22 protein-coding genes and 1 pseudogene are annotated in these 20,630 nt (G+C 66.6%); 9 read left to right on the top strand and 14 right to left on the bottom strand.

Translation table 11 applies throughout. The features are described 5' to 3' along the window. Positions 1-35 precede the first annotated feature (35 nt). Both ON21_RS32285 and ON21_RS32290 read left to right on the top strand, forming a co-directional pair. On the top strand, positions 36-554 hold the full coding sequence (locus ON21_RS32285) for an acetyl-CoA carboxylase biotin carboxyl carrier protein (protein ID WP_051021578.1): 519 nt from the start codon (positions 36-38) through the stop codon (positions 552-554). Continuing rightward, positions 551-1,927 (top strand): acetyl-CoA carboxylase biotin carboxylase subunit, encoded by a 1,377-nt coding sequence (locus ON21_RS32290; RefSeq protein WP_039804405.1) that lies wholly within the window; start codon positions 551-553, stop codon positions 1,925-1,927. Before ON21_RS32285 ends, ON21_RS32290 begins: the two co-directional genes overlap by 4 nt. An 85-nt stretch (positions 1,928-2,012) precedes the next feature. Here the strand turns inward: ON21_RS32290 and ON21_RS32295 are convergent, their stop codons facing one another. From ON21_RS32295 to ON21_RS32330, 8 genes are read right to left on the bottom strand one after another with little or no spacing between them, the layout of a single operon-like run. After that, positions 2,013-2,825 carry a carbohydrate ABC transporter permease gene (locus ON21_RS32295; protein ID WP_039804406.1) on the bottom strand — a complete coding sequence of 271 codons (813 nt, stop codon included), beginning with the start codon at positions 2,823-2,825 and terminating at the stop codon, positions 2,013-2,015. After that, positions 2,815-3,765: a carbohydrate ABC transporter permease gene (locus ON21_RS32300; protein ID WP_039804408.1), complete on the bottom strand. Its 951-nt coding sequence runs from the start codon at positions 3,763-3,765 to the stop codon at positions 2,815-2,817. The genes ON21_RS32295 and ON21_RS32300 overlap by 11 nt, the downstream gene beginning before the upstream one ends. Before the next feature lie 4 nt (positions 3,766-3,769). Further along, positions 3,770-4,627, bottom strand: a complete 858-nt coding sequence (locus tag ON21_RS32305; protein WP_039804410.1) for a metallophosphoesterase — start codon at positions 4,625-4,627, stop codon at positions 3,770-3,772. Then, positions 4,624-5,997, bottom strand: coding sequence for an ABC transporter substrate-binding protein (locus ON21_RS32310; protein WP_039804412.1), 1,374 nt, complete (start codon positions 5,995-5,997; stop codon positions 4,624-4,626). Before ON21_RS32310 ends, ON21_RS32305 begins: the two co-directional genes overlap by 4 nt. A 34-nt stretch (positions 5,998-6,031) precedes the next feature. Next, complete coding sequence (locus ON21_RS32315; protein WP_039804414.1) at positions 6,032-7,165, bottom strand: ABC transporter ATP-binding protein; 1,134 nt, start codon at positions 7,163-7,165, stop codon at positions 6,032-6,034. A 9-nt stretch (positions 7,166-7,174) separates the two neighbouring features. Then, positions 7,175-8,068 (bottom strand): alpha/beta hydrolase family protein, encoded by an 894-nt coding sequence (locus ON21_RS32320; protein ID WP_039804416.1) that lies wholly within the window; start codon positions 8,066-8,068, stop codon positions 7,175-7,177. Continuing rightward, the gene (locus ON21_RS32325; protein WP_039804418.1) at positions 8,065-8,589 is read right to left on the bottom strand and encodes a YiiD C-terminal domain-containing protein; all 525 of its coding nucleotides are present in this window, start codon (positions 8,587-8,589) and stop codon (positions 8,065-8,067) included. Before ON21_RS32325 ends, ON21_RS32320 begins: the two co-directional genes overlap by 4 nt. A 10-nt stretch (positions 8,590-8,599) precedes the next feature. Continuing rightward, on the bottom strand, positions 8,600-9,760 hold the full coding sequence (locus ON21_RS32330; RefSeq protein WP_039804420.1) for an acyl-CoA dehydrogenase family protein: 1,161 nt from the start codon (positions 9,758-9,760) through the stop codon (positions 8,600-8,602). A gap of 146 nt (positions 9,761-9,906) precedes the next feature. Between ON21_RS32330 and ON21_RS32335 the strand changes: the two genes are divergently transcribed. The 3 genes from ON21_RS32335 to ON21_RS39035 all read left to right on the top strand — a co-directional run bounded on the left by ON21_RS32335 (position 9,907) and on the right by ON21_RS39035 (position 12,636). After that, the gene (locus ON21_RS32335) at positions 9,907-10,839 is read left to right on the top strand and encodes a PDR/VanB family oxidoreductase (RefSeq protein ID WP_039804422.1); all 933 of its coding nucleotides are present in this window, start codon (positions 9,907-9,909) and stop codon (positions 10,837-10,839) included. Between the two features lie 82 nt (positions 10,840-10,921). Next, a complete protein-coding gene (locus tag ON21_RS32340) occupies positions 10,922-11,614 on the top strand; it encodes a DUF8020 domain-containing protein (RefSeq protein ID WP_039804423.1) in 693 nt (230 codons plus the stop codon). A 338-nt stretch (positions 11,615-11,952) separates the two neighbouring features. Then, on the top strand, positions 11,953-12,636 hold the full coding sequence (locus tag ON21_RS39035) for a hypothetical protein (protein ID WP_157171115.1): 684 nt from the start codon (positions 11,953-11,955) through the stop codon (positions 12,634-12,636). Positions 12,637-13,134: 498 nt separating this feature from the next. Here the strand turns inward: ON21_RS39035 and ON21_RS39040 are convergent, their stop codons facing one another. From ON21_RS39040 to ON21_RS32375, 6 genes are all read right to left on the bottom strand, one after another. Beyond that, complete coding sequence (locus ON21_RS39040; protein ID WP_157171116.1) at positions 13,135-14,217, bottom strand: hypothetical protein; 1,083 nt, start codon at positions 14,215-14,217, stop codon at positions 13,135-13,137. 41 nt (positions 14,218-14,258) lie between these two features. Further along, on the bottom strand, positions 14,259-14,735 hold the full coding sequence (locus ON21_RS32355) for a hypothetical protein (protein ID WP_039804428.1): 477 nt from the start codon (positions 14,733-14,735) through the stop codon (positions 14,259-14,261). A gap of 112 nt (positions 14,736-14,847) precedes the next feature. Continuing rightward, complete coding sequence (locus ON21_RS32360) at positions 14,848-15,087, bottom strand: hypothetical protein (protein ID WP_039804430.1); 240 nt, start codon at positions 15,085-15,087, stop codon at positions 14,848-14,850. Between the two features lie 223 nt (positions 15,088-15,310). Beyond that, the gene (locus ON21_RS32365) at positions 15,311-15,625 is read right to left on the bottom strand and encodes a hypothetical protein (protein WP_039804432.1); all 315 of its coding nucleotides are present in this window, start codon (positions 15,623-15,625) and stop codon (positions 15,311-15,313) included. Then, complete coding sequence (locus ON21_RS32370; RefSeq protein ID WP_157171117.1) at positions 15,622-15,951, bottom strand: hypothetical protein; 330 nt, start codon at positions 15,949-15,951, stop codon at positions 15,622-15,624. The genes ON21_RS32365 and ON21_RS32370 overlap by 4 nt, the downstream gene beginning before the upstream one ends. Beyond that, the gene (locus ON21_RS32375) at positions 15,944-16,429 is read right to left on the bottom strand and encodes a hypothetical protein (RefSeq protein ID WP_039804436.1); all 486 of its coding nucleotides are present in this window, start codon (positions 16,427-16,429) and stop codon (positions 15,944-15,946) included. Before ON21_RS32375 ends, ON21_RS32370 begins: the two co-directional genes overlap by 8 nt. A gap of 235 nt (positions 16,430-16,664) precedes the next feature. On the opposite strand from ON21_RS32375, the gene ON21_RS32380 reads away from it, so the two are divergent. The 4 genes and pseudogenes from ON21_RS32380 to ON21_RS32395 form a co-directional block, all read left to right on the top strand. Continuing rightward, a complete protein-coding gene (locus tag ON21_RS32380; protein WP_157171118.1) occupies positions 16,665-17,948 on the top strand; it encodes an NsdA family TPR-like regulatory protein in 1,284 nt (427 codons plus the stop codon). 1 nt (position 17,949) lies between these two features. Next, positions 17,950-18,441: an SLOG cluster 4 domain-containing protein gene (locus ON21_RS36270; protein WP_051021581.1), complete on the top strand. Its 492-nt coding sequence runs from the start codon at positions 17,950-17,952 to the stop codon at positions 18,439-18,441. A gap of 1,415 nt (positions 18,442-19,856) precedes the next feature. Beyond that, positions 19,857-20,126 (top strand): hypothetical protein, encoded by a 270-nt coding sequence (locus ON21_RS32390; RefSeq protein WP_157171119.1) that lies wholly within the window; start codon positions 19,857-19,859, stop codon positions 20,124-20,126. Positions 20,127-20,272: 146 nt separating this feature from the next. Further along, a pseudogene (locus ON21_RS32395) lies at positions 20,273-20,630 on the top strand (hypothetical protein); the annotation flags it as partial.

Genomic DNA, 20,630 nt, shown 5'->3' on the forward strand with positions numbered 1-20,630 from the left:
GTCTTCGGACTGTCCACGAACGATCAGGAGAAGTGATGACCGAGTCCGTGACCACCGAGCAGGCGGCCCGCGCGCTGAATCCGGTCGACGCCGACCAGGCGCTGGCCGTGCTGTCCCGGCACGCGCTGTCCGTGCGGGCCGAGACCGCCCCGACCTCGGTGACCGTCGCCAACGGCCCGCTGGTGCTGCGGATCAGCTGGGACGGGCACAACGGGACCAGCGGACCGGTCGCCGTCGCGCCGTCGGCGGCCACCCCGGCCCCCGCGCCGCCCGCTGAGCGTGTGTCGGACGAAAACCGGTCGGATGCGGATACTTTCACGCTCACCGCGGAGACCGTCGGGGTGTTCTACCGCGCGCCGGAGCCCGGTGCGGCGCCGTTCGTCGCCGAGGGCGACCCGGTGCGTGCCGGTCAGCAGGTCGGCATCGTCGAGGCGATGAAGCTGATGATCCCGGTGACCGCGACCAGGGAGGGCAGGGTGGCGGAATTTCTCGTGGAGAACGGGGAAGCGGTCGAGCACGGGGCGCCGCTGCTGGTGCTCGAGGTGGTGCGATGATTGTGCGGCCGATCCACAAGGTGCTCGTCGCCAACCGCGGCGAGATCGCCGTGCGGGTCATCCGCACCTGCGCCGAACTCGGAATCGCCACCGTCGCGGTGTATTCCGCGGCCGACGCCGACTCGGCCGCCGTCCGGCTGGCCGACCAGGCGTTCCGGATCGGACCCGGGCCCGCCAAGCGCAGCTACTCCTACATCCCCGCGATCATCGAAGCGGCCAGGGCCACCGGAGCCGACGCCATCCACCCCGGATACGGATTCCTCTCCGAGGACCCGGATTTCGCCGAGGTGTGCGAGGCGGAGGGCTTCGTGTTCGTCGGCACGCCCGCCGCGATCATGGCCGATCTCGGCGACAAGTCGACGGCGCGGTCGCTGATGGCCGCGGCGGGGCTGCCGCTGCTGCCGGGCAGCCGCGACCCGCTCGACACGGTGGACGAGGCGCACGCGCTCGCCGACGACATCGGCTACCCGGTGATCATCAAGGCGGTCGCGGGCGGCGGCGGCCGCGGGATGCGGGTCGTGCGCGACTCGGCGGACTTCGCCGCGGCCTGGCAGGAGACCCGCGCCAACGCCACCGCCGTGTTCGGCGACGGCCGCCTCTACGTGGAGCGCTACCTCGACTCGGCACGGCACATCGAAGTGCAGATCCTGGCCGATCGGCACGGCACGGTGCGGCATCTCGGCGCCAGGGACTGCTCGTTGCAGCGGCGGCACCAGAAGCTCGTGGAGGAGTCGCCCGCACCGGGATTGTCCGAGGAGCTCGTCGCCCGGATCGGGGCGGCGGCCGTCCGCGGCGCCGAAGCCGTCGGCTACGTCGGCGCGGGAACCTTCGAATTCCTGCTCGATCGCCAGGGCAACTTCTATTTCATGGAGGTCAACTGCCGGCTGCAGGTCGAGCACCCGGTCACCGAGATGGTCACCGGCATCGATCTGGTCGCCGAGCAGTTGCGCATCGCCTCCGGGCATGCTCTGGCGTTGCCCGTCGACGTCGCCACACCGCGCGGTGTGTCCATCGAATGCCGGATCAACGCCGAGGATCCGCAGCGTGAATTCGCTCCGGCTCCCGGCACGCTCACCGAATGCTCTTTTCCCGGCGGTCCTTTCGTCCGGATCGACACCCATGTCGCACCCGGCTACGCCATTCCGCCGCATTACGATTCGCTGCTCGCCAAGATCGTCGTCTGGGCTCCGGATCGCGCCGCGGCCATCGCGCGGATGCGACGGGCGCTGGCCGAGACCAGGATCCGCGGCAGGGGCGTAGCCACCACGACCGAATTCCTGCACGACATCCTCGATCACCCCCGATTCCGCGCCGCGGATCACGACACCGCCCTCATCGGGACCCTCACCACGGTGTCGCGCGTCGCCTCATGAAGCCGCCGCCGTCGGACGCGGTGACGGCCCGCGTCCGACGGCGGCGCCCTTTGCTGGCACACCTGGCATCGCCCACCAGGCCGTCCTACTTCAACCCCGACCGTACGAACGCGTTGACGATGTGCCGTTGCAGCAGCAGGTACATCAGCAGCACCGGCAGGCAGGCGAGGCTGGCCAGCGCCATCATCGGACCCCACTGGTCGCCTTCGGTGCCCATGAAACTGCGCAGACCCAGCTGGAGCACGCTGTTGGACTGGCGCAGCACCACCGCGGGCCAGAAGTATTCGTTCCACGCGTTGATGAACAGCAGGATTCCCAGGGCCGCCAAGGCGGGACGCAGATTCGGCACGACCACCGTCCACAGGATCGACCAGGAGGAGCGGCCGTCGATCTTCGCCGCCGCCACCAGCTCCTTCGGGAAGCTCGCCATGTGCTGGCGCAGCAGCAGCACCGCGAGCGCCGAGCACAACGTCGGCAGCACCACGCCGATCAGGGAATTGATCAACCCGAGCCGGGTCAGCAGGACGTAGTTCGGCAGCATCGTCACCTGGAACGGCACCAGCCAGGTGCCGACGAACGCCAGGTACAGCAGCCTTTGGAACGGGAAGGTGTACATCGCGAACGCATAGGAGGCCAGCAATGCGATCAGCAGCTGCCCCGCCGCCGAGAGCGCCGCGACGAAGAACGTGTTGCCGATCAGGCCCACCACGTCGACCTTGTCGGCCGCGTCGGCATAGTTGGCGAACGAGATCGGCCAAGGGATCGGCGACAGCGAGGTGACGTCCTCCGGCCGCCGCAGCGACGTGGCGAACAGCCAGTAGATCGGGAACGCGCACAGCACCGCGGTGACGGCGAGCAGCAGATGGCTTCCCGCGCTGCGCAATCGGTCAATCGTCATGGAAGGCAACTTTTTCCGAGACCCACACCAGCACACCCGCGATCACGCCGAACCCGGCGAACAGCAGCACGCCCGCGGCGGCGCTGAGACCGGCGTCGAAGCTGTGGAAGGCGTAGTCCCACAGCAGGTAGTAGATGTTGGTGGTCGCTTGCGCCGGACCGCCCTGGGTCATCGAGTCGATGAGCGGGAAGGTCAGCGTGGGACTGAGCAGAACCGTGGTCAGCACGAGGAACAGCAGCGTCGGCGACAGTAGGGGCAAGGTGATCCACCGGCGGATCTGCCGTGCGCTCGCGCCGTCCACCCGGGCGGCCTCGTCGTAGTCTCCGCTGATGCCGGCCAGCCCGGCCCAGATCACGAGCACGGCGAAGCCGAGCAACTGCCATCCGGTGATCACGATGATCACCCCGTGGGCGGTGCCCACGTCATAGACCCAGTTGCGGTCCGAGCGCAGAACCTGATCGACGAAGCCGCTGCCGGGATGCAGCAGCCAGCGCCACACCGCCGCCGCCGCGACCGGCGCGACGAGGAACGGCACGAAGACGAACGCGTGGTAGACCGTCCGCGCCCGTCCGTGCACCCGTCGGCTGGCCAGCGCGATGAGCAGCGGGAGCGCCACGGTGAACGGCAGCATGCCCGCGATCAGCACGCCGGTGCGGCCCACCGAGTCCCAGAAGGCCGGAAGATCCAGCAGCCGTTCGTAATTGCCGGTGCCGGCCGGCTTCATCGGCGAGGTCGGCAGCAGATTCCACGAATACGTGGACAGCTCGACCGCCTGGACCAGCGGCCGATAGATCCACACGACCAGCAGCACCAGCGCGGGCGCCAGATACAGGTAGGGCACGGCGAACCGCCCCGCCCGGCGGAACCGGGCGGGGCGATGCGACGGTGTGACCGTTTCGGCCGCAGGCGCGGCCGGGAGCGGGCCTTCGACGACGAACATCGAGTTACCCGGCCTCCGCGGCCAGCGCCGCGAGCTGATCGAGCACGTCCTGCTCGGGCCGGTCGTAGAGGGTCTCGGCGGGCGTCGCCTCGATCGCCGTGGCGACCATCGTCGAGCCGAGCAGATCGATGCGGCTGTAGCCGAAGCCGATCAGTCCCCGATGACGTCCGGCCGGTGCGATGGTGTCGATCCGGTAGGCCAGCGCCGGACCGATCCAGACCGGGATGCCCGCCAGCGCCGCCGCGCCGGTGAGATGGTTGTGCCCGCAGACGATCAGCCGCACATCCGATCCGGCCAGCACCTCGGCCAGCAGCTCCGGCCGTTCCAGCCGCAGGTACTCGGTGGCCGCGACCGGCGAGGGGATCGGCGGGTGGTGCAGCACCAGCAACGTGCCGCGCGGCGCCGGTTCGCGCAGCTGCTCGGCCAGCCAGTCCAGCTGGTGCTCCTCGAGCCGCCCGTCGTGCCGTCGCGGTGTCGTGCTGTCCAGCGCGATCACCCGCAGACCCGCCACGTCGGCCACCTGGTCGTGCGTGGCGTCCGGGTCCAGCGCGGCGGGGTCGGCCCCGAGCAGTTCGGTGGCGAAGGCGGTGCGCTCGTCGTGGTTGCCCATGACGTACACCGTCCGCGCGCCGAGTTCCTGGGCCACCGGCTCGACCGCGCCGCGCAGCCGCCGGTAGGCCTCGGGCGAGCTGGTGTCGGTCAGATCCCCCGAGAGCACCAGCGCGTCGATGCGCTGCCGCGAAGCGCGCAGTTGTTGCAGCACGTGGGTGAGGTTGGCGTAGGTGTCCACCATCCCGTGCACCAGTTCCCCGGCGGGCCGGATGTGGGTGTCGGTCAGCTGGACGATCGTCACCTCGCTCATGACGCCGGCAGGAGTTTGGCGCCCTGGTCGCGGGCGGCGGTGAGGGTGGACTGCGGTTCCTTGCCCTGGAACACGATCGCCTCGACGGCGTCCATCATGCCGTCGCGGATCTGCAGGTAGTTGGTGCCGGGCATGGAGATCCACGGTTCCATGTTCGCCAGCTGCGCGACGTTCGGACCCAGCAGCGGATTCTGTTTCGACCAGGCCTGCAACCCCTCCGGGTCGTCCATCAGGCCGGTGCGCAGCGGCAGGTAGCCGATGCCCTGCGAGATCTTGGTGTAGGCGGATTCGCTGGTGAGGAACTTGACCAGCTCCCACGCAGCGCGCTGCTTGGCCGGGTCGTTGGACAGGATGTGCAGCGAGGCGCCGGAATTCGTCGGCACGGTGGGCTTGCCCGCGAAGCTGGGCATCGGCGCCGAGCGCAGATCCCACTTGTCCTTCGCGCCGGTGACGAAGGTGCCCTGGATCGCGCTGGTCTCCAGGATCATGCCGATCTCACCGCGGGCGAAGGCCTCGTAGCCCTGTTTCTGGTTGAGCTTCGGCATGCCGCCGGAGTTGACCAGCTGCTGGCTCATCGCGGCGACCTCGACGGCGGGAGCGTCGGCGAAGGTCAGCTTGGTGCGGTCCTCGGAGATCACCCGGCCGCCGTTGGACCGCACCATCGACTGGAAGCACCAGTCCTTGGCGGTCTTGGTCAGGCAGTCGACGTAGATGCCGCCCTTACCGGTCTTCCCGGTGATCGCCGTCGCGGCCTCGGCGACCTGCTGCCAGGTGGCAGGCGGATGCGCGGGATCCAAGCCCGCTTCGGCGAACAGCGAGGCGTTGTAATACAGCACGGGCGTGGAGAACACGAACGGCACGCCGTAGGTGTGGCCGTCCCAGTCGGCCAGCGTGCGGGCCTTCGGCGCGAAGGGATGCTTCGCTCCGTCGAAGTTGTGCTGCACTTCCTGCTTGCCGACCAAGGTGTCCAGCGGCTTGGCGCCGAGCTGGTGGATGGTGAAGTCCAGGTCGCTGAACCCGAGCTGGGCGACGTCCGGCGGCGAGCCTGCGACCATCTGGTTCTGGATGCTGGAGATGGTGTCGGTGGCCGGGTTCGGGCTGTTGCCCTGCGGCTTCTGCGCGGTCACCGTGATGTTCGGGAACTTCTTGCGGAAGTCGGCGATCAAGGAGTTGAAGGTGTCGGTCCAGGCGCCCGCGAGTCCGTAGTTGTAGGACTCGAACACGATCGACACCTGCTGGTCCGGCCTTAGTTCCGGAATCTGCGCACTGCCTGCGTTCGAGTCGGTGGTGGTGCTCCCGAGTCCGCCGCAAGCGCTGAGCGCGACGGTGGTTGCGAACACCAGGCCCAGGATGGGCGCGGTGCGTTTCACGGTGTTCTCCTCATCGAGTAGGGGTGTTCGAGGTTCAGGCGACGGCGACGGGTTCGCCCGCGCTGTCGACGTGGGCGTCCCGGCGCGTCTCCTGCCAGGTCAGGCGCAGCCCGGAGGTGGCATGGAACAGGTGGATGTGCGCCGGGTCGGCTCGCAGCGCGATGTTGTCGTCGACCGCGACGCCCGCGGGTCGCGGCGCTCGGGCACACAGGACCCGATCACCGGTGGTGAAGTGGATCAGTTCCTCGCTGCCGAGGTTCTCCACCATCGTCACCCGGCCGCGGATGTCGGCGCCGGTCGGATCCAGGCGCAGCTGTTCCGGGCGGATGCCGGCGACCACTTCCACGTCGTCATCGAAATCCGCTGCGCCGATGCCCAGTTCGGTGTCGATGCCGTCGGCCACCACGCGCAGCGAGCCGTCGCGCTCGGTGACGACGGCGGGGAACAGATTCATCGGCGGTGCGCCGAGGAATCCGGCGACGAAGGTCGACCGGGGACGGTCGTAGAGTTCAGTCGGCGTGCCCACCTGCTCCACCCGGCCCTCGTTGAGCAGGGCGATCCGGTCGGCCATGGTCATCGCTTCGACCTGGTCGTGGGTCACGTACAGGAACGTCGCGCCGAGCCGCTGATGCAGCCCGATCAGTTCGGCGCGCGTCGCGCTGCGCAGCTTGGCGTCCAGATTCGACAGCGGCTCGTCCATCAGGAACGCGCCGGGGTCGCGCACCATCGCGCGCGCCAGAGCGACGCGCTGCCGCTGCCCGCCCGACAGCGCCGACGGCCTGCGGCGCAGCAGCTCGCTCAGCCCGAGCACTCCGGCGACCTCCGAGACCCGCTCGGCGATCTTCGCCCGCGGTGTGCGCCGGGCGCGCAGCGGGAATCCGATGTTCTTGGCGACGGTGAGGTGTGGGTAGAGCGCGTAGCTCTGGAACACCATGGCCAGGTCGCGCTGCTGCGGCGCGTGGTGCGTGATGTCCTTGTCGTCCAGCAGGATCCGGCCGTCGGATGGATCCTCCAGACCGGCGATCATGCGCAGCAGCGTGGATTTGCCGCAGCCGCTCGGGCCGAGCAGCACCATGAACTCGCCGTCGGCGATGTCGAGGCTCACCTCGCGCACCGCGGTGGCGGCGCCGAATCGCTTCGACACCGCTTCGATTCGCAGTCGTGCCACCGTCGCCCCTCAGCCCGGCAGCTCGCCCGCGACGATCCAGGTCGCCACCCGGGCCGCGATCGCGGGGGAGTCCTTGATCCACAGGAAGTGGTCGCGATTGGCCACCGGCGCGTTCTCGTCGATGTGCCAATGCGTGACCCGGGCGTTCGGCATCCGGGAGACCAGGAAGTCGACGTTGGACTTCGGGCCGAGCACGTCGTCGGACAGCGAGATCGCCAGTACCGGCGCGGTCAGCTCGCGCAGCAAGGTGTTGTACCGGCGCTTGCTGCCCTTGGGCCGGTAGTAGCTGGTCAGCGAGTGCATCGACCAGTCACGCATGACGCCGCCCGGCATCGGGGCCGGGATGAGCACACCGCCGGGCCAGTGGCCCTTCCACCGGGAGACCAGGCCGATCCACTGGATCTGGCTCAGCGCCTCCCACCAGCGGCGCGCGCCGAACGCCCACCAGAAGACCGTGCCGGTGCCGATGACGGTCACGCCCGCGATCCGCTCCGGCTCGGCCGCGGTGAACAGCAACGCGAGCTGCCCGCCCAGGCTGTGCCCGAACAGATGGATCGGCGCCTCGGGGAACCGCGCCCGCACCGCCGCGACCAGGGCGGGCAGGTCCGTCTCGATCATCTCGCGGTAGCCGAAATCGCGGTGCAGCCCCAGCTCGGGCTTGGCCTCGCCGTGCGCCCGCAGGTCGGTGATCGCCACCGAAAGACCTTGTGCATGCAGCTCTTTCGCGAGGAACAGATAGTTCTTCGCCTTCATCGCCATGGCGGGCAGGATCAGCACGACGGGCGCGCCCGGCTTCTTCGACTCCAGGAAGCGAACGGTGAAGGTGACACCGTCGCCGGTCCGCACCGTGGTCGATTCCAGTGTGGTGAACTCCGAACGGTTCTGCGGGGCCGCGGTGGTCATCGCTCGCCCCCCGCGATGGTGATGTCGCAGACGTAGTCGAAGGTGAACTTCGCGACGACGACATCGCCGTCGTCGAGCAAGCTCGCCTTGCCGGACAACTCGAAGCGGCTCGACGTCGTGGCGGCGAGCACGTCGGCGAGTTCGCGCTGGTCGACGGTCGCGACGGCGCGGATGCGGCCGACGGCGGGTTTGCGGTAGGACGCGCTGCCGCCGCGCAGCACCAGCCGCTCGACGGTGCGCAGCCGGGTGGCGGCCGCGCCGACGAACGCGGCCGCTCCGCCGATGTCGGCGGCGGTGAACAGCGCCCCGGCGTGCACGGTGCCCATGTGGTTGCGGACCGTGCCGACGGCGGGGATCTCGACGACGGCGCGTTCCGGCCCGATCTCGGTGATCAGCGTGCCGACGTGGCGGCCGAACGGGACCATCTCCTGCGACACCGCCCGCAGGTACTCGTAATCGACGGCATCGCAGTCGAGTTCGGGATAGGCCGCCGCGAAACCGGCGATCTCACGCGTGGTCATGACGTCTCCTTCAGCGTTTGGTGCGCAGGGCGCGGCGGGCGATGGACCAGCGCAGGACCTCGGAGGGTCCTTCGTAGATGCGGAAAGCCCTGGCTTCGACCAGGAATCGAGCGACCAGGTGGTCCTCGCAGACACCGAGCCCGCCGTGCAGCTGGACCGCCCGGTCGAGCACCCGCCAAACCGCCTCGGAGACGAACGTCTTGGCGATCGACGCCTCGTGCCGCGCCTGCGAGGAGGTCGGTCCTTGCGCGTCGATGGTCTCGGCGGCGGTGCGGATCACGCCGCGCGCGGCGGCGATGTCGATCTCGTTGTCGGCGATGAGCCCCTGGGCCATGCCGTGCTCGGCGATCGGAGCGCCGAACGACGTGCGCGTGCCGATGTGCTCGATGGTCAGCTGGTGCGCCCGCACGGCGAGCCCGAGCCAGTTCATGCAGAACACCAGCCGCGAGGGCGCCAGCCGGACCTGCGCCAGCGCCAGTCCCTGGCCGACTTGGCCCAGCACGGCGGAATCGGGCACCTCGCAGTTGTCGAAGGTCACCTCGCAGTGGCCGCCGGGCGCGCTGGTGTGGTCGAGCGTCGGCATCCGGCGACCGACCCGCAGTCCGGGATTGTCCTGGTCGACCAGGAACATCGTCGGTCCGTCGCCGGTGCGCGCCACGCAGATGGTGAACGCCGCGCCCTGCGCGCCCGTGGTGAAATGCTTGGCGCCGTTGATGACCCAGCCGGAGTCGGTCTCCTCGGCGACGGTCCGCAGCATCCCGGGGTCGGATCCGGCGCCGGGGGCGGGTTCGGTCATCGCGATCGCGGAACGGACGTCGCCCGCGGCCAGCGGCGCGAGGTAGCGCTGCTTCTGCTCTTCGTTCGCGACGTGCGCGAGCAGGTGGATGTTGCCGTCGTCGGGCGCCCACGCGTTCACCGCGATCGGGCCGAGCAGGCTGGCTCCCGCGGCTTCGAGCACGTGCGCCTGGGCTCGGGTGTCCAGGCCGAGGCCGCCGTACCTGGGATCCGACAGCGGTCCGAAGACGCCGGCCTCCTTGGCCTTCTTCTGCAGCTCTAGCCGCAGCGCGTCGTCCATCACCCGCCCGTCCACGACGACCTCGCGTTCCACCGGAACGACCTGGTCCCGAATGAACTCGGTGGTCTTGTCCACCAATTGCGCCACAGTGGTCATGGCGTCAGTCTCGGCGCGGCGCGTATTCGGGGGAGGGGGCGATAGTCAACGTCGATTGTGCGAATCGACTGCCCATTCGTCCGCTGCGTGGGCGGCGCATCTCGGCGACGGTGATCGCGGAGACGTTGCCGGGCTAGGGGACGGATATGACTGACACAGCGGTGCGAGTATGGCGCCGCCGCGACGAGGCCGCGGGCGTGTTCGCGCTCGACCTGGCCCCGGTCGACGGCGGCGAACTGCCGTCGTGGACACCGGGAGCCCACATCGATGTCGCGGTCGGCGCTGCGGGCGTGCGGCAGTACTCGCTGTGCGGCGACCCGGCCGACCGGGCGCGCTGGCGGATCGCGGTGCTGCACGAACCGGACGGGCGCGGCGGCTCGGCCTATCTGCACCGCGCCGCGCAACCCGGCTCGGTACTGCGAGTGTCCGCGCCGCGCAACAACTTCGAACTCGTCGGCAGTGACCGTTACGTCTTCCTCGCCGGCGGCATCGGGATCACGCCGATCCTGCCCATGGTGGCCGCCGCCGAAGCCGCGGGTGCTCGGTGGTCGCTGTATTACGGCGGCCGCACCCGGGGGCACATGGCCTTCGCCGACGCCATCGCCGCGCGTTACCCGCAGGCGAACCTGCTGCCGCAGGACGAACACGGACTGCTGCCGCTACGGGAGATCTTCGCCGATCTCGCCGACACCCCCGTGTACTGCTGCGGACCGGAGCCGCTGTTGGCGGCGGCGGAGTCCGAAGGCGCGCGCGCCGGGGTGCCGGTGCACGTGGAGCGTTTCGTGCCGCGACAGCTGCAGTTCGCGCCGAACGAACCGTTCGAGGTGCGCTTGGCGGCCACCGGCAGGATCTTCCGCATCGGAGCGAACCAATCCATCGCCGACGTCTTGGAGGCCGCCGGGATCGGCATCGTCACCTCCTGCCGCGAAGGCACCTGCGGCAGCTGCGAGACCGCGGTGGTGTCCGGCGACATCGAACACCGGGACGAATTGCTCACCGACGAGGAGCGGGCGCGTGGCGACACGATGATGCTGTGTGTCTCGCGGGCCAGGTCGGGCCCGCTCGTCCTCGACCTCTGACCTGCCCGCCGCGGCCGCGGCGGGTGTGCGGCGCGCTCGTCGCGACCGCTTCCTGTGAGAAACCGAGAGGAAAGAATCAAGGATGAGGAAAATCGTTGCGGTGGCCGCTGGTCTGGTCGCCGCAGTCGGGATCGCCGCCGGCTCGGCCGGTGCGCAGCCCGGCAGCGACGACGCCGTCGACTTCACCGCCTACGCCACCGATACGCAGTCCATCGTCACGACCGATGCCGGTTCCATGGTCGTCGAGGACGGCGTGTTCAAGATCAAGGCCGTCAACGGCACGGTGCTCACCGGCATGCCGCTGAAGTTTCGGGTCGATGACTTCGAGTTCCCGATCGTGGCCGACATCGCCGACCACACCGCCACGTTGACCCCGCAGTTCGACATGGCGCACGCCGCCTACAAGCCGGTCGCCCTGCCGTTCGAGGACAAGGCGCCGTGGAAGAACGAGTACGACCGTGAGCAGGCCGCCTGGTCCCGCATGACCAGCACCATCACCATGGGCGCCACCATCGGCACCCTGGTCGGCGGCATCGGCGGCGGCGCCGTGGGCTGCATCCTGGGCGGCATCGCGGGTGCGACCGTCGCCTCGGCGGCGATCGTGGGCCTGTTCGGCGCGTTCATCCCGGCCGCTGCCATCGGCTGCCTCGGCGGCATCATCGCCGTCGGCGCGCTGGGCACCATCGCGGGCCAGATCCTGGTTACCGCCCCGGTGGCGATCGGCGCCGCCATCCAGTACTTCACCACTATCAACTCCCCATACGGGTGGAAATGATCTGACCTGCGGCAACTGGTCTCGGGGACCGCTCTGACCTGGAGGTTTGACGATTGGTGTGAACTAGCACACATTCTTAGTTGAGGGGACGTGCCCGAGGGATCGATTGCCCTCGGGCACAGTCATATGTGCCAGTCGGAAATTGGGTTGGGTGGCAAACCTTGAGGGGGAGGGCGGTACCGGTTCTGGCGGGTCGCGTGGTAGGTGGTTCGTTGGGGTGGTTCGTGTCCCACCATGCTGGTCGCAGAATCGGGATGACGGAGGCTCCGGACGGCGTACCCATCAACCACATCGCCGTAAGCGCCCCGGTGCGGTTGGGTAGATTATAGGATCTGGGCATGAGCGCGTTCTCGAATTTCTTCACGCAGCCCGGTTTTTGGATCGGGACACCCGTCGGAACCGTCCTCGGCGGCTGGGGAGGCGCTCTCATCAACGCGCGAGCCAGCAAGGCTAGTGATCTACGTAAGGCCGCGCAAGAAGACAAAACAAATCGAGAGAAGCGAGAGCACGAAGAGAAGATTGAGCGAGAGAAGCGGGCATATGAAGCGTGTACCGAACTCTACACGCTGGTAAGTGAGGTAATGCTCAACGCCATCGATGTGCGCGGAACGTTCAATCTGGTCCGCGACGCTTTCTATACCGCAGCCGGACTAGATGATCCGAAGGTTGACGAGAAGATAGCGTTCGCTGCAACTCAAACCGAAGACCTCGTTCGGATCGGTAAGGTCTACAACAAGGTCAAATTCAACGCTCCCAAAGAAATCGTCGGGCATGCGACCGAACTGTATCAGTCCATCTCGGCCGTGGCGCGAAGCACTACAGAACCGATGGCCAAGGCTGCAACGTTGCAGGTCGCCGGTTCGCAGCTCGATACCTTCATAAATGCGTATCGAACACACTACGGCCTTGAGCCGTACAGCCTCGACGATGCGAAGCGAGATACTGCGAAGTACCTTGAGACTCTGAAAGAGCAGGTGGACTCTTTCATCGAAGAGTACAACCAGCAGGTGCGGCGCGGTTAGTTCGCTGCGAGACGGACACTTTCGGGGACCAGCATTGCGCTTGCCACTCCCATGAAGTGGCAAGCCCCGAAGGGGCGCGGCAGTACCTTCTGGAGCAGATGTGTGGGGTGGCGGGTTGGGTCGGGGCGGGGTTCGTGTCTCACCCTGGTTGTGCGCCAGCAGCGCCCCGCCCGCAGCGGAGCGAGGACGGGGTGCCTGGCGCGGCGCGGCGTAGCCGCGCCGTTCTTGATTCTGTAGAGGGAAATTCGGCAAATTCTGTTGGAGGATTCCTACTTCCCTTTTCTCTTTTCTTCTCCCCAGTAGGACGCGCCAACTTCTCTCCCTGCGCTACAACGAATCTCAAGAACACCCCGCACCCACTCACCCGCGAATGCTCCCTTGCACCCTAGGACGAGCGGACGCGAGGGCGCGGCACTGCTGCCGCATAACCCAGCGTGCGACCCGAACCCCACCCCTAACCAGGAGGCCGACCACACTCGAGCCGATCGGCTGTGACGGTTATCGGTCGCGTGCTATTCCGCGTGCGCGGTCTTGCCCGTGTCCGGTGCCGCCACGCACAACGCTCGGGGCTTGGCCGGGTGGGTGCCTCACCGCTGCTTGCGGGTGATGCGCCTGCCCCAACCACAGAATTCTTTCCACCTCCGACAGACGACCTTTCTCGTCCAGCTCCTTGAACGCGGCGTTGCGCGCCTCGTCCAGCGCCTTAAACGCCGCTTCCCGTTCCTTTTCGGCTGCTGCTGCGCGTGCCTCGGCTGCTTCGCGCTCCACCGTGGCGGCGTCGGCTGCTTCGCGGGCCGCTTGCCCTCCGGCGTCGGCGGTTTCGCGTTCCTGGTACTGGCTGGGTACCGGGAACTCTTGCGCCACTCGTTCGGCGGCTTCTCGTTCGATCCGTGCCCGCTCAGTTTCTGGTGTCTGGCGTGCCTGCCGGGCTCGCTCTGCCTCTGCTCGGGCCTGCCGGTCGCGTTCGACCTGATGCGGGGCATCCGCCCGGCCACGCGTGGCGGCTTCCCGGAACTGCTGGATCTTCCGGAATTTCTCGGATCGCTCTTGCGCCCGCACGATCTGGCGGATCTTCGCCAGCCGTTCCCGCGCCCGGTCGGCCCGTTGCAGCTCGTACGGGCGGATCAGCTCCAACTGCTGGGATACCAGCGATCGGCCGAGTTGCATTGCACGGAGGGCGTCAGCGCGGGAAATGACCACGTGCTGAAACTTGTCGCCGAGGTCGCGGGCCATAGCCTGTAATTCGGCGGCTACGGCGGGCGGGATTTTCTCGCCGGACACTGTTTCCCATCGAGAATGGGCCAGTTGACCAGATTCGAGCCCGACTCGTTCGAGGCTTAACTGCCTCAGCGTCTCCAGCTCGTTGATCCGCCCTGACTTGCGCTCGACCCCTCGGGTTCCCCGGCCTTCCGTGCGGGCTGAATCCAGCCTTCGAGTTTTGTCGTCTATTTTGATTGCGAATTGCTGAACCCAGCCGCGTTCCGGCGTTTCGCCTCGTTCACGCGCCCGACCGAGTTCGAAATACAGTCCCTTTTCGTAGTTGGACAGCCTTCGCCGGTAATCGTCGTACTCGTCGGGCACGGTGCCCCCCCCCCTTTGAAACGTCTAATCACGCATGCATGTCACCATGCCGCGCGATGAGCCTTAGTAATGCTGTACTCCACCATCCGGGGACCGTAGTTCTCCCGAAACAGTGCACTCGCTTCGAACATCAAATCGAGCTTATGTGTATCGCGCACTTGCACCGCCGGTCCAAAATCGGGATACAATGGCGGGTCCAACTTTCCGCTGTTCGTCCATGTGATATCACCGTGCCGCCGTATGTAGCATTCGCCAAGAAACCGGATGAATCCATCGGCTAGTTTCCGGTTCTCCGGTGCGATGAACCCGTCCCAATCGCTGAGCAACTCTTTCGCCGTTTCCATGATTTGAGTCGACAGTGGCGGTTTCCACCATTCTGAATGATGGCTCATATCGGGGACTACTTCGGCAAGGAATGCGTGCACCTCTGATTCCATGCGTTCTGGGGCAACCCAATCGAGGAATGCTTGGGTTTTGTCATCGAATTCCATATCGAAACCGATCTGGTCGTCGTCCACTGGCGGAGCCTTCCCCTCATGCTGGCTGTCTGGTGTCGCGGGTTCGAGCACTACAGTGTCACGTTGGGACGTGTCGCCGGGCAAGCAGCGCGGATGGAGGCGGGGTGTCGCATCATCGCTCGACATACAGCCGCTCACAGGGCAACCGGGGCAGCTGATCGGTTGCGCTGCTGGCGACACACACGGCGTCGGTGCAGCGGCGGAGATTTTCGTCTTGGATGAACACCAGGGCTGCAGTCAGGCACGCCGCGTAGTGCAGCTGGTGGCCGCGTATTCGCACGATCAGGTGCACGTCGGGTTCGTTCGGCAGGGGTGATGTCATGCCGTGCGGTTCGGCTGTGTCGGGCTGCATGGGGGGCCTTCCGTGAAGGGATCACCCTGGTTTGAATGTTGCTGTGAGGCAATGGGTTTGGCGTGTCAGGGGAAGGCTGGCGGGCGGGTTCGGTTGGGCACACCGATGGAGTCCCGTCCGCGCAGCCTTCCCCCTTTTGGGTGCCCCGGCACGTGGCACGCTTGCCCTGTGGTGCAAAGGGGGACCAGGGGGACGCGCTTTCGTGCGGGGCGGTCTGGGTGGTTCAGGTGTTGTTGAGGTGCTGGCCGATGATGGCGGGGATCAACAAATCCAGAAAGGTGATGTCGTCGGCGGCGGGAATGTTGTCGATGATCGGATCGAGTACCGGTGCGGCATACAGGCGTCCGGTGTGCGGTGCGGCGGCAGCGCGGGCGCTGCTGATCAGTTCATAGACCACCATCGCCATCACACGGACACGGGTCGTGTCGCTCATCCCGCCCCGCACCGCGTCTGTGGTGGCGGCTACCAGAGTGCCGATCACGTCGATAAGAACGTCGAGTTCGGCGTCGGCGCGCTCGGCGTCCTGGTCCCCGGTCACCGACCGGCCTGCGGCGGCTGGGTCGGCGGCGGCGCAGGCTGGGCGGCGAGGTCGGGATAGCGGGTGGGATCGAACACCACGCGGATACCGATCCACGGGCATTTCTGCCCACCGAGCGCGATGTCCATCGGGGAGTCATGGTCGGCCATGCGACCGCGAACCACCGCCACCATCTGCCCGAAGCAATTCATCGACGGGCATTTGACCGACAGCACTTCGCCGGTCTGCTGGTCGAAGGTGAACAGGCCGCATTGCTCGACGGTGATCCACGGCTGGCAGGTCGGCCCACACCCGAACGGCATCGCGGCGCTTATGGGTTCAGGCATGCGCCGCCGCCCGGCGTTGCCGCGCACGCTTGGCCGCGCATCCCCGGATCGCCTCGACCACCACCCGTCCTGGTGGGCGGTAGGCGTCGCGGGGCGGTTGCACCCACGCCCGGAACAAGCCGGGCCGCTGTCCGGGGCCCGGCAGCGCGATCTCTCCGGCGCGCAGGATCGACACACCGAACCGCGACATCTCCGCGAACAACCGGATGTCCTCGGGCAGGTCCGGACTGGTGAGGAACGTCCAGTGCTGCGAACGCGGGTGTGTCAGTACCGGTCCGGCCTGCTGGCCGTGCTGGTGTATCCACGTTTTAACATCCGAGCCGATGAACGCGGGCATCATCACCCCGCACACCCGGCCCGCGCGTAGCGTGATGCGGCCTAGATGCGGTGGGTGGACTTCGGCGGGCAGGTCACAGACCTCCCGGTAGAAGTGACATACCGACAAGGGCGTGTGCCCAAGCTGTTTCGATGAGTTCACAAGCGGCTCCCCTGCTCGATGCGCTGGTATGCACCCGCCGCCGGGGAGCCGATGAGGGTTACGGCATCAACCCGGCGGCGCGTGCAGTGATTAGCCTCACGCGGCACCCCTGGACGTAACAATGTCGGCATCCGGACTTTTCCCGGACTTTTCTCGGACTTCCTTCGTGACAGACCGATCGGCCCGTACCGGGGGGATACCGTGGATTCGATGCAGAGCGTGAGGTGAAACGGCGATGGATAGCGCAGCCCCCCGCACCGTGTTAGAAGCCCTGGTCCGCACAGGAGACCGGAGCAATGCCGAATGGTGCACAGTCTTCAACGAACTGGCCAAACAGAGCCAGGAGAACGCGACGCTGTCCGAGCGGCAGCTTCGTCGTTGGATGGCTGGAGACGTACCGGATGCACGCCCAGCCGCGCGGCGTGTGGCACAACGAGTGTGGAAACTGGCTTTCGAAGTCCTCGTGTCGCCTCCCAACGTCGGAGGGGGACTACCACAAGCGGCTACGTCCGCAATCGACCAGCTGAATCAGGAGATAGAGATGTCCACGGAAGACTCCGCACGCTGGGTCAAACGCGGCGCTGGCGGGGTCGACGAGAATGTGCTCGAACAGCTACACGTCGACGTCCACCTCTTCGCCGCCGACTACCTCACCAAGCCCCCGTTGGAACTGATACCGGGATTGACCCGGATGCGGCGCGAGGTATTCGAACTGCTCGATGCCCGCCAACGGCCCCGCTACGTGCCCGACCTGTATCTGATCGCTGGACAGGTCTGCGCGTTGCTCGCGCACGCCTGCGCCGACCTCGGCCGCCCCTACGACGCAGACACCCACGCCCGCACAGCCTGGGTCGCGGCCGACTTCGCCGAAGATCAACACCTTCGCGCTTACGTCCGGTGGGTCCAAGCCAACATTGCGTACTGGGCCGGTGACTACCGCCGCGCCGCGCAGTATGCAGAGAACGGGCTCCGTGACATGACCGATCCGTCGACTCGACTCCGGCTCGCTAGTCAGCTCGCGCGTGCACGAGCTGCGCTGCCCGACGAACGAGCGGCATTGGCGGCTCTGGACATTGCAATGGACGCCCTGACAGGGGTGCAGCCCACGACCTCTGGCGCGCCCGGCGTGATGTGGTTCGATCCTGGCAAGGCTCGGTACTACGCCGCAGAAGTCCATCTCGCCCTCGGCGGTCACCATCACAGCAGGCTCGCCCTGGAACACGCTGAAGCTGCGCTCGGGATCTTTGACGATACGAGTCCGCCGGAATTCATCGCAGCGGCCGAACTCGACGCGGCCCGTGCACACCTCGGCCTCGGCGACCTGGACGCCGCCAGTGACCGTATCAGCACCGTCCTGGAACTGCCGGTAGAACTTCGAACCATCCCAATCGTGGAACGGGTCGTGAAGTCGGCAGACGAATTGCGCGCGATCTCTGCCACAACACGGGTGGCGCGGGAACTCCCCAGCCGGATTAGCCTGTTCACCAGCAACACGGCACAACAGGCCAGCAAGGAGTGAGATGCCCCCGATCCAGGTTGCCGTATGTGGTCCCCGATCTGCCGCCGACGCTGATGCACTGAACGCGCGGGAGATCGGCAGACTGCTCGCCGAAGCGGGCGTAACGGTTCTCTGCGGCGGCGGAAGTGGTGTGATGGCCGCAGTAGCCGAAGGGGTTTCATCGGCTGGCGGTCTCGTGATCGGTGTGCGGCCCGACACTGATCCCGACCGCGTATGCGAGGGCCTTTCTGCGGTGCTGTACACGAACATGGGTGAGGCGCGAAACGCCATCCTCGTATGGTCCGCTGATGCTGTGATCGTGGTCGGCGGCTCATGGGGCACTCTGTCGGAACTTGCACTGGCGAACAGGCGCGGGAACGTCCCTGTCGTCTCAATCGGTGGTTGGCAAATCCTCGACAGTGACGGCAAACCCGTCGAGTCGGCTGTGGTGACATCTACGCCGCAGGCCGCTGTTGAGGCTGCGCTGTCCGCCGTTCAGCAACGACAGCAGTAACAGCAACCACGGACCCTGGGTCGCTCTGGAAGCTGTCGTAGTTCTCGGTGCGGGCGTATCGTTGATGTTGCTGTTGTTATTCATGTGATGTAGCTAATTCTGGGTTAATAAATTCTTCCCTCGTGTCGTAGCGGCGTGTCGTCTGTTCGGGCCGAGTGCTCAAGGCCCGTTCTGCCGCAAGGCTGCGAGTGGCCGCGTCTTCCGAAATCCACTGTAGGCAAACCGTTTTCGTCGACCCTGCTGGTTACGTCGATGGTTGCGTCTACCTTATTGCGGTGGTTTAGTCAATTCGACACGCCCGTACCGGTTTACTGCAATTTGCATGAAAGTTTCACCTTGACCTGGGCGTTTGGCGCGGGTCTCATGGATGGTAGCCAGGGAGACTGACTGAAGAACGCTGCTGGTCCGGACGGGTACCCGGAGCCCCAGCGGCGAGGACGAGTGCGGAAGGTATGGATCGGGTGCGAGCCCGGATGATGGTCCCCTGTGTGTGCGGCGGCCGTCACCCTTGCAAGGCGAAGGCGGGTGGCGTGCAGTCGATTCCACTGCGGGTGAGTGGGTCCCCGTTGGTGAAGGCGCGGTATCGCGTGTGTTCTCGGGCCGTGTGGTGTCCCGGTGTTTCCGACAGTCATGGGTGTGTGCACGCATGCCCTGGTGTCGGCAGTAGCGCGGCTGCGGGTAGGGCACACCGGCTGTGTGGATTGGCTAGCCGGGCGCGCAGATCGCGAATAGGTTTACTGGACAACCTTCCTCGGGCATGGTCCGATGGAATGTTCGGCATTGAGAGGAAAGGAGTTCGGATTGGTGTAGCGGCGTAGCGAAGTTCTTTATTTTTCGCTGGCTGCCCCCCGTTGGTGCGGGGGGTCAGCACTGGCGAGGCGACTTCGAGCATCACAGGGGCTGCCACCCCTAGCTCGAAGTGTGTACTTACCCCACTAGCAGAAACCGGAGTTCTGCTGTGTCCACAGTAGTGCATGGGGTGTCTCGTGGGAACGGGAACCCGTCAACTTCACTGGGTTGCACAGCTGCCGCGACGGCAGCGGCCGGAGGCCGTGATCCGCCGTTTGTGCTGGTAGATGCTTGTATGCCGGGCCGCTTTCGGGTGGCTGCGGGGCAAGGGGTGTCTACCTGGCGCGTGAGGCGCGCGCTCGTCGCTGTTTCTGCAACTCGATGGAGTTTTTGTTATGACACAACCTGTTCGGAGCGAAGCTCAGGAACGTCGCCGGAATATCTCGTTCGGTATCGAACACGAAGACTTTTTCTTCGGTGGATGTTTAGTGGTCGGGCCGGTGCGTCCGTTCACCGAATATTCGAATGATCCACGCCGACCGGGCAAGCATTTACGCGATGACGACACCGGTCTTCTGATGTGGAAGTTACCGGTCACCGATCCGGCGGCGGGAAATGCAGCGCGCATGTCGTATGACGTGACGTTGCTGTCGGACACCGAACCGGTGTTGCCGGGTGGGGAGTTCGCGTTGGGTGCGCCGATCCGGTTCACCGGTCTGCGGGTCTCTCCCCGCGTGGGTGGCACGGGGGAGTTCCGGCACATCGCCTACGCGGTCCGCGCGTCCGGAGCGGAGGCACCCAGACCCGCCTCCGCGCCGCCGTCGTCGGGTGCTGGTTCTGGGGCGCGTAGTTCCGGCGCTTCCGGCGCGGGTTCGGGCAAGTCCGCGGCGAGTTAGCCGCCTTGGTGGGGCGGGTTCACGGTCTGCGTGTCATGAACCCGCCCCACCAATCCTAGAGCACGGCAATCACCGTGCTGCACAACCTTTTTCGTCACGCTCCAGCTCATGCCTGGCGCGTATGACTCGACCTTTCGGAGTTTGTCGTGATGGTTCGCTCTGCGAAATTCGATCCGCGTCGTGATGGGCGGCGTGTGTCCGATCCGGCGACGGATATCGAGAACATGTTGGTGGACGCGCTGATCGCCCTGGCCTACGGGTTGGTGCTGTGCGTGTGGTGGGCGGTGTTATTCCCGATGCTGTCGCTGCCGGTGGTGGTGTCGGTCGGGTTGGGAGTCTGGCTGGGGTGGCCGTTCGGTGCCGTGGCCGGGGTGGTGTCGGTGGCCGGGTGGGGGTTGTGGTGGTGGCGGTGGCCGGTGTCGTTCCGGCGGTGGGTCTCGGGCCGGATCGCGGCCCGCTTCCGCAAGTGGGCGCGGTATACGCAGCGGTGGAAGACGGTCACCG

Origin of the sequence: Nocardia araoensis NBRC 100135 (assembly GCF_000308435.1) — a bacterium.
In the GTDB taxonomy this organism is placed as follows: domain Bacteria; phylum Actinomycetota; class Actinomycetes; order Mycobacteriales; family Mycobacteriaceae; genus Nocardia; species Nocardia araoensis.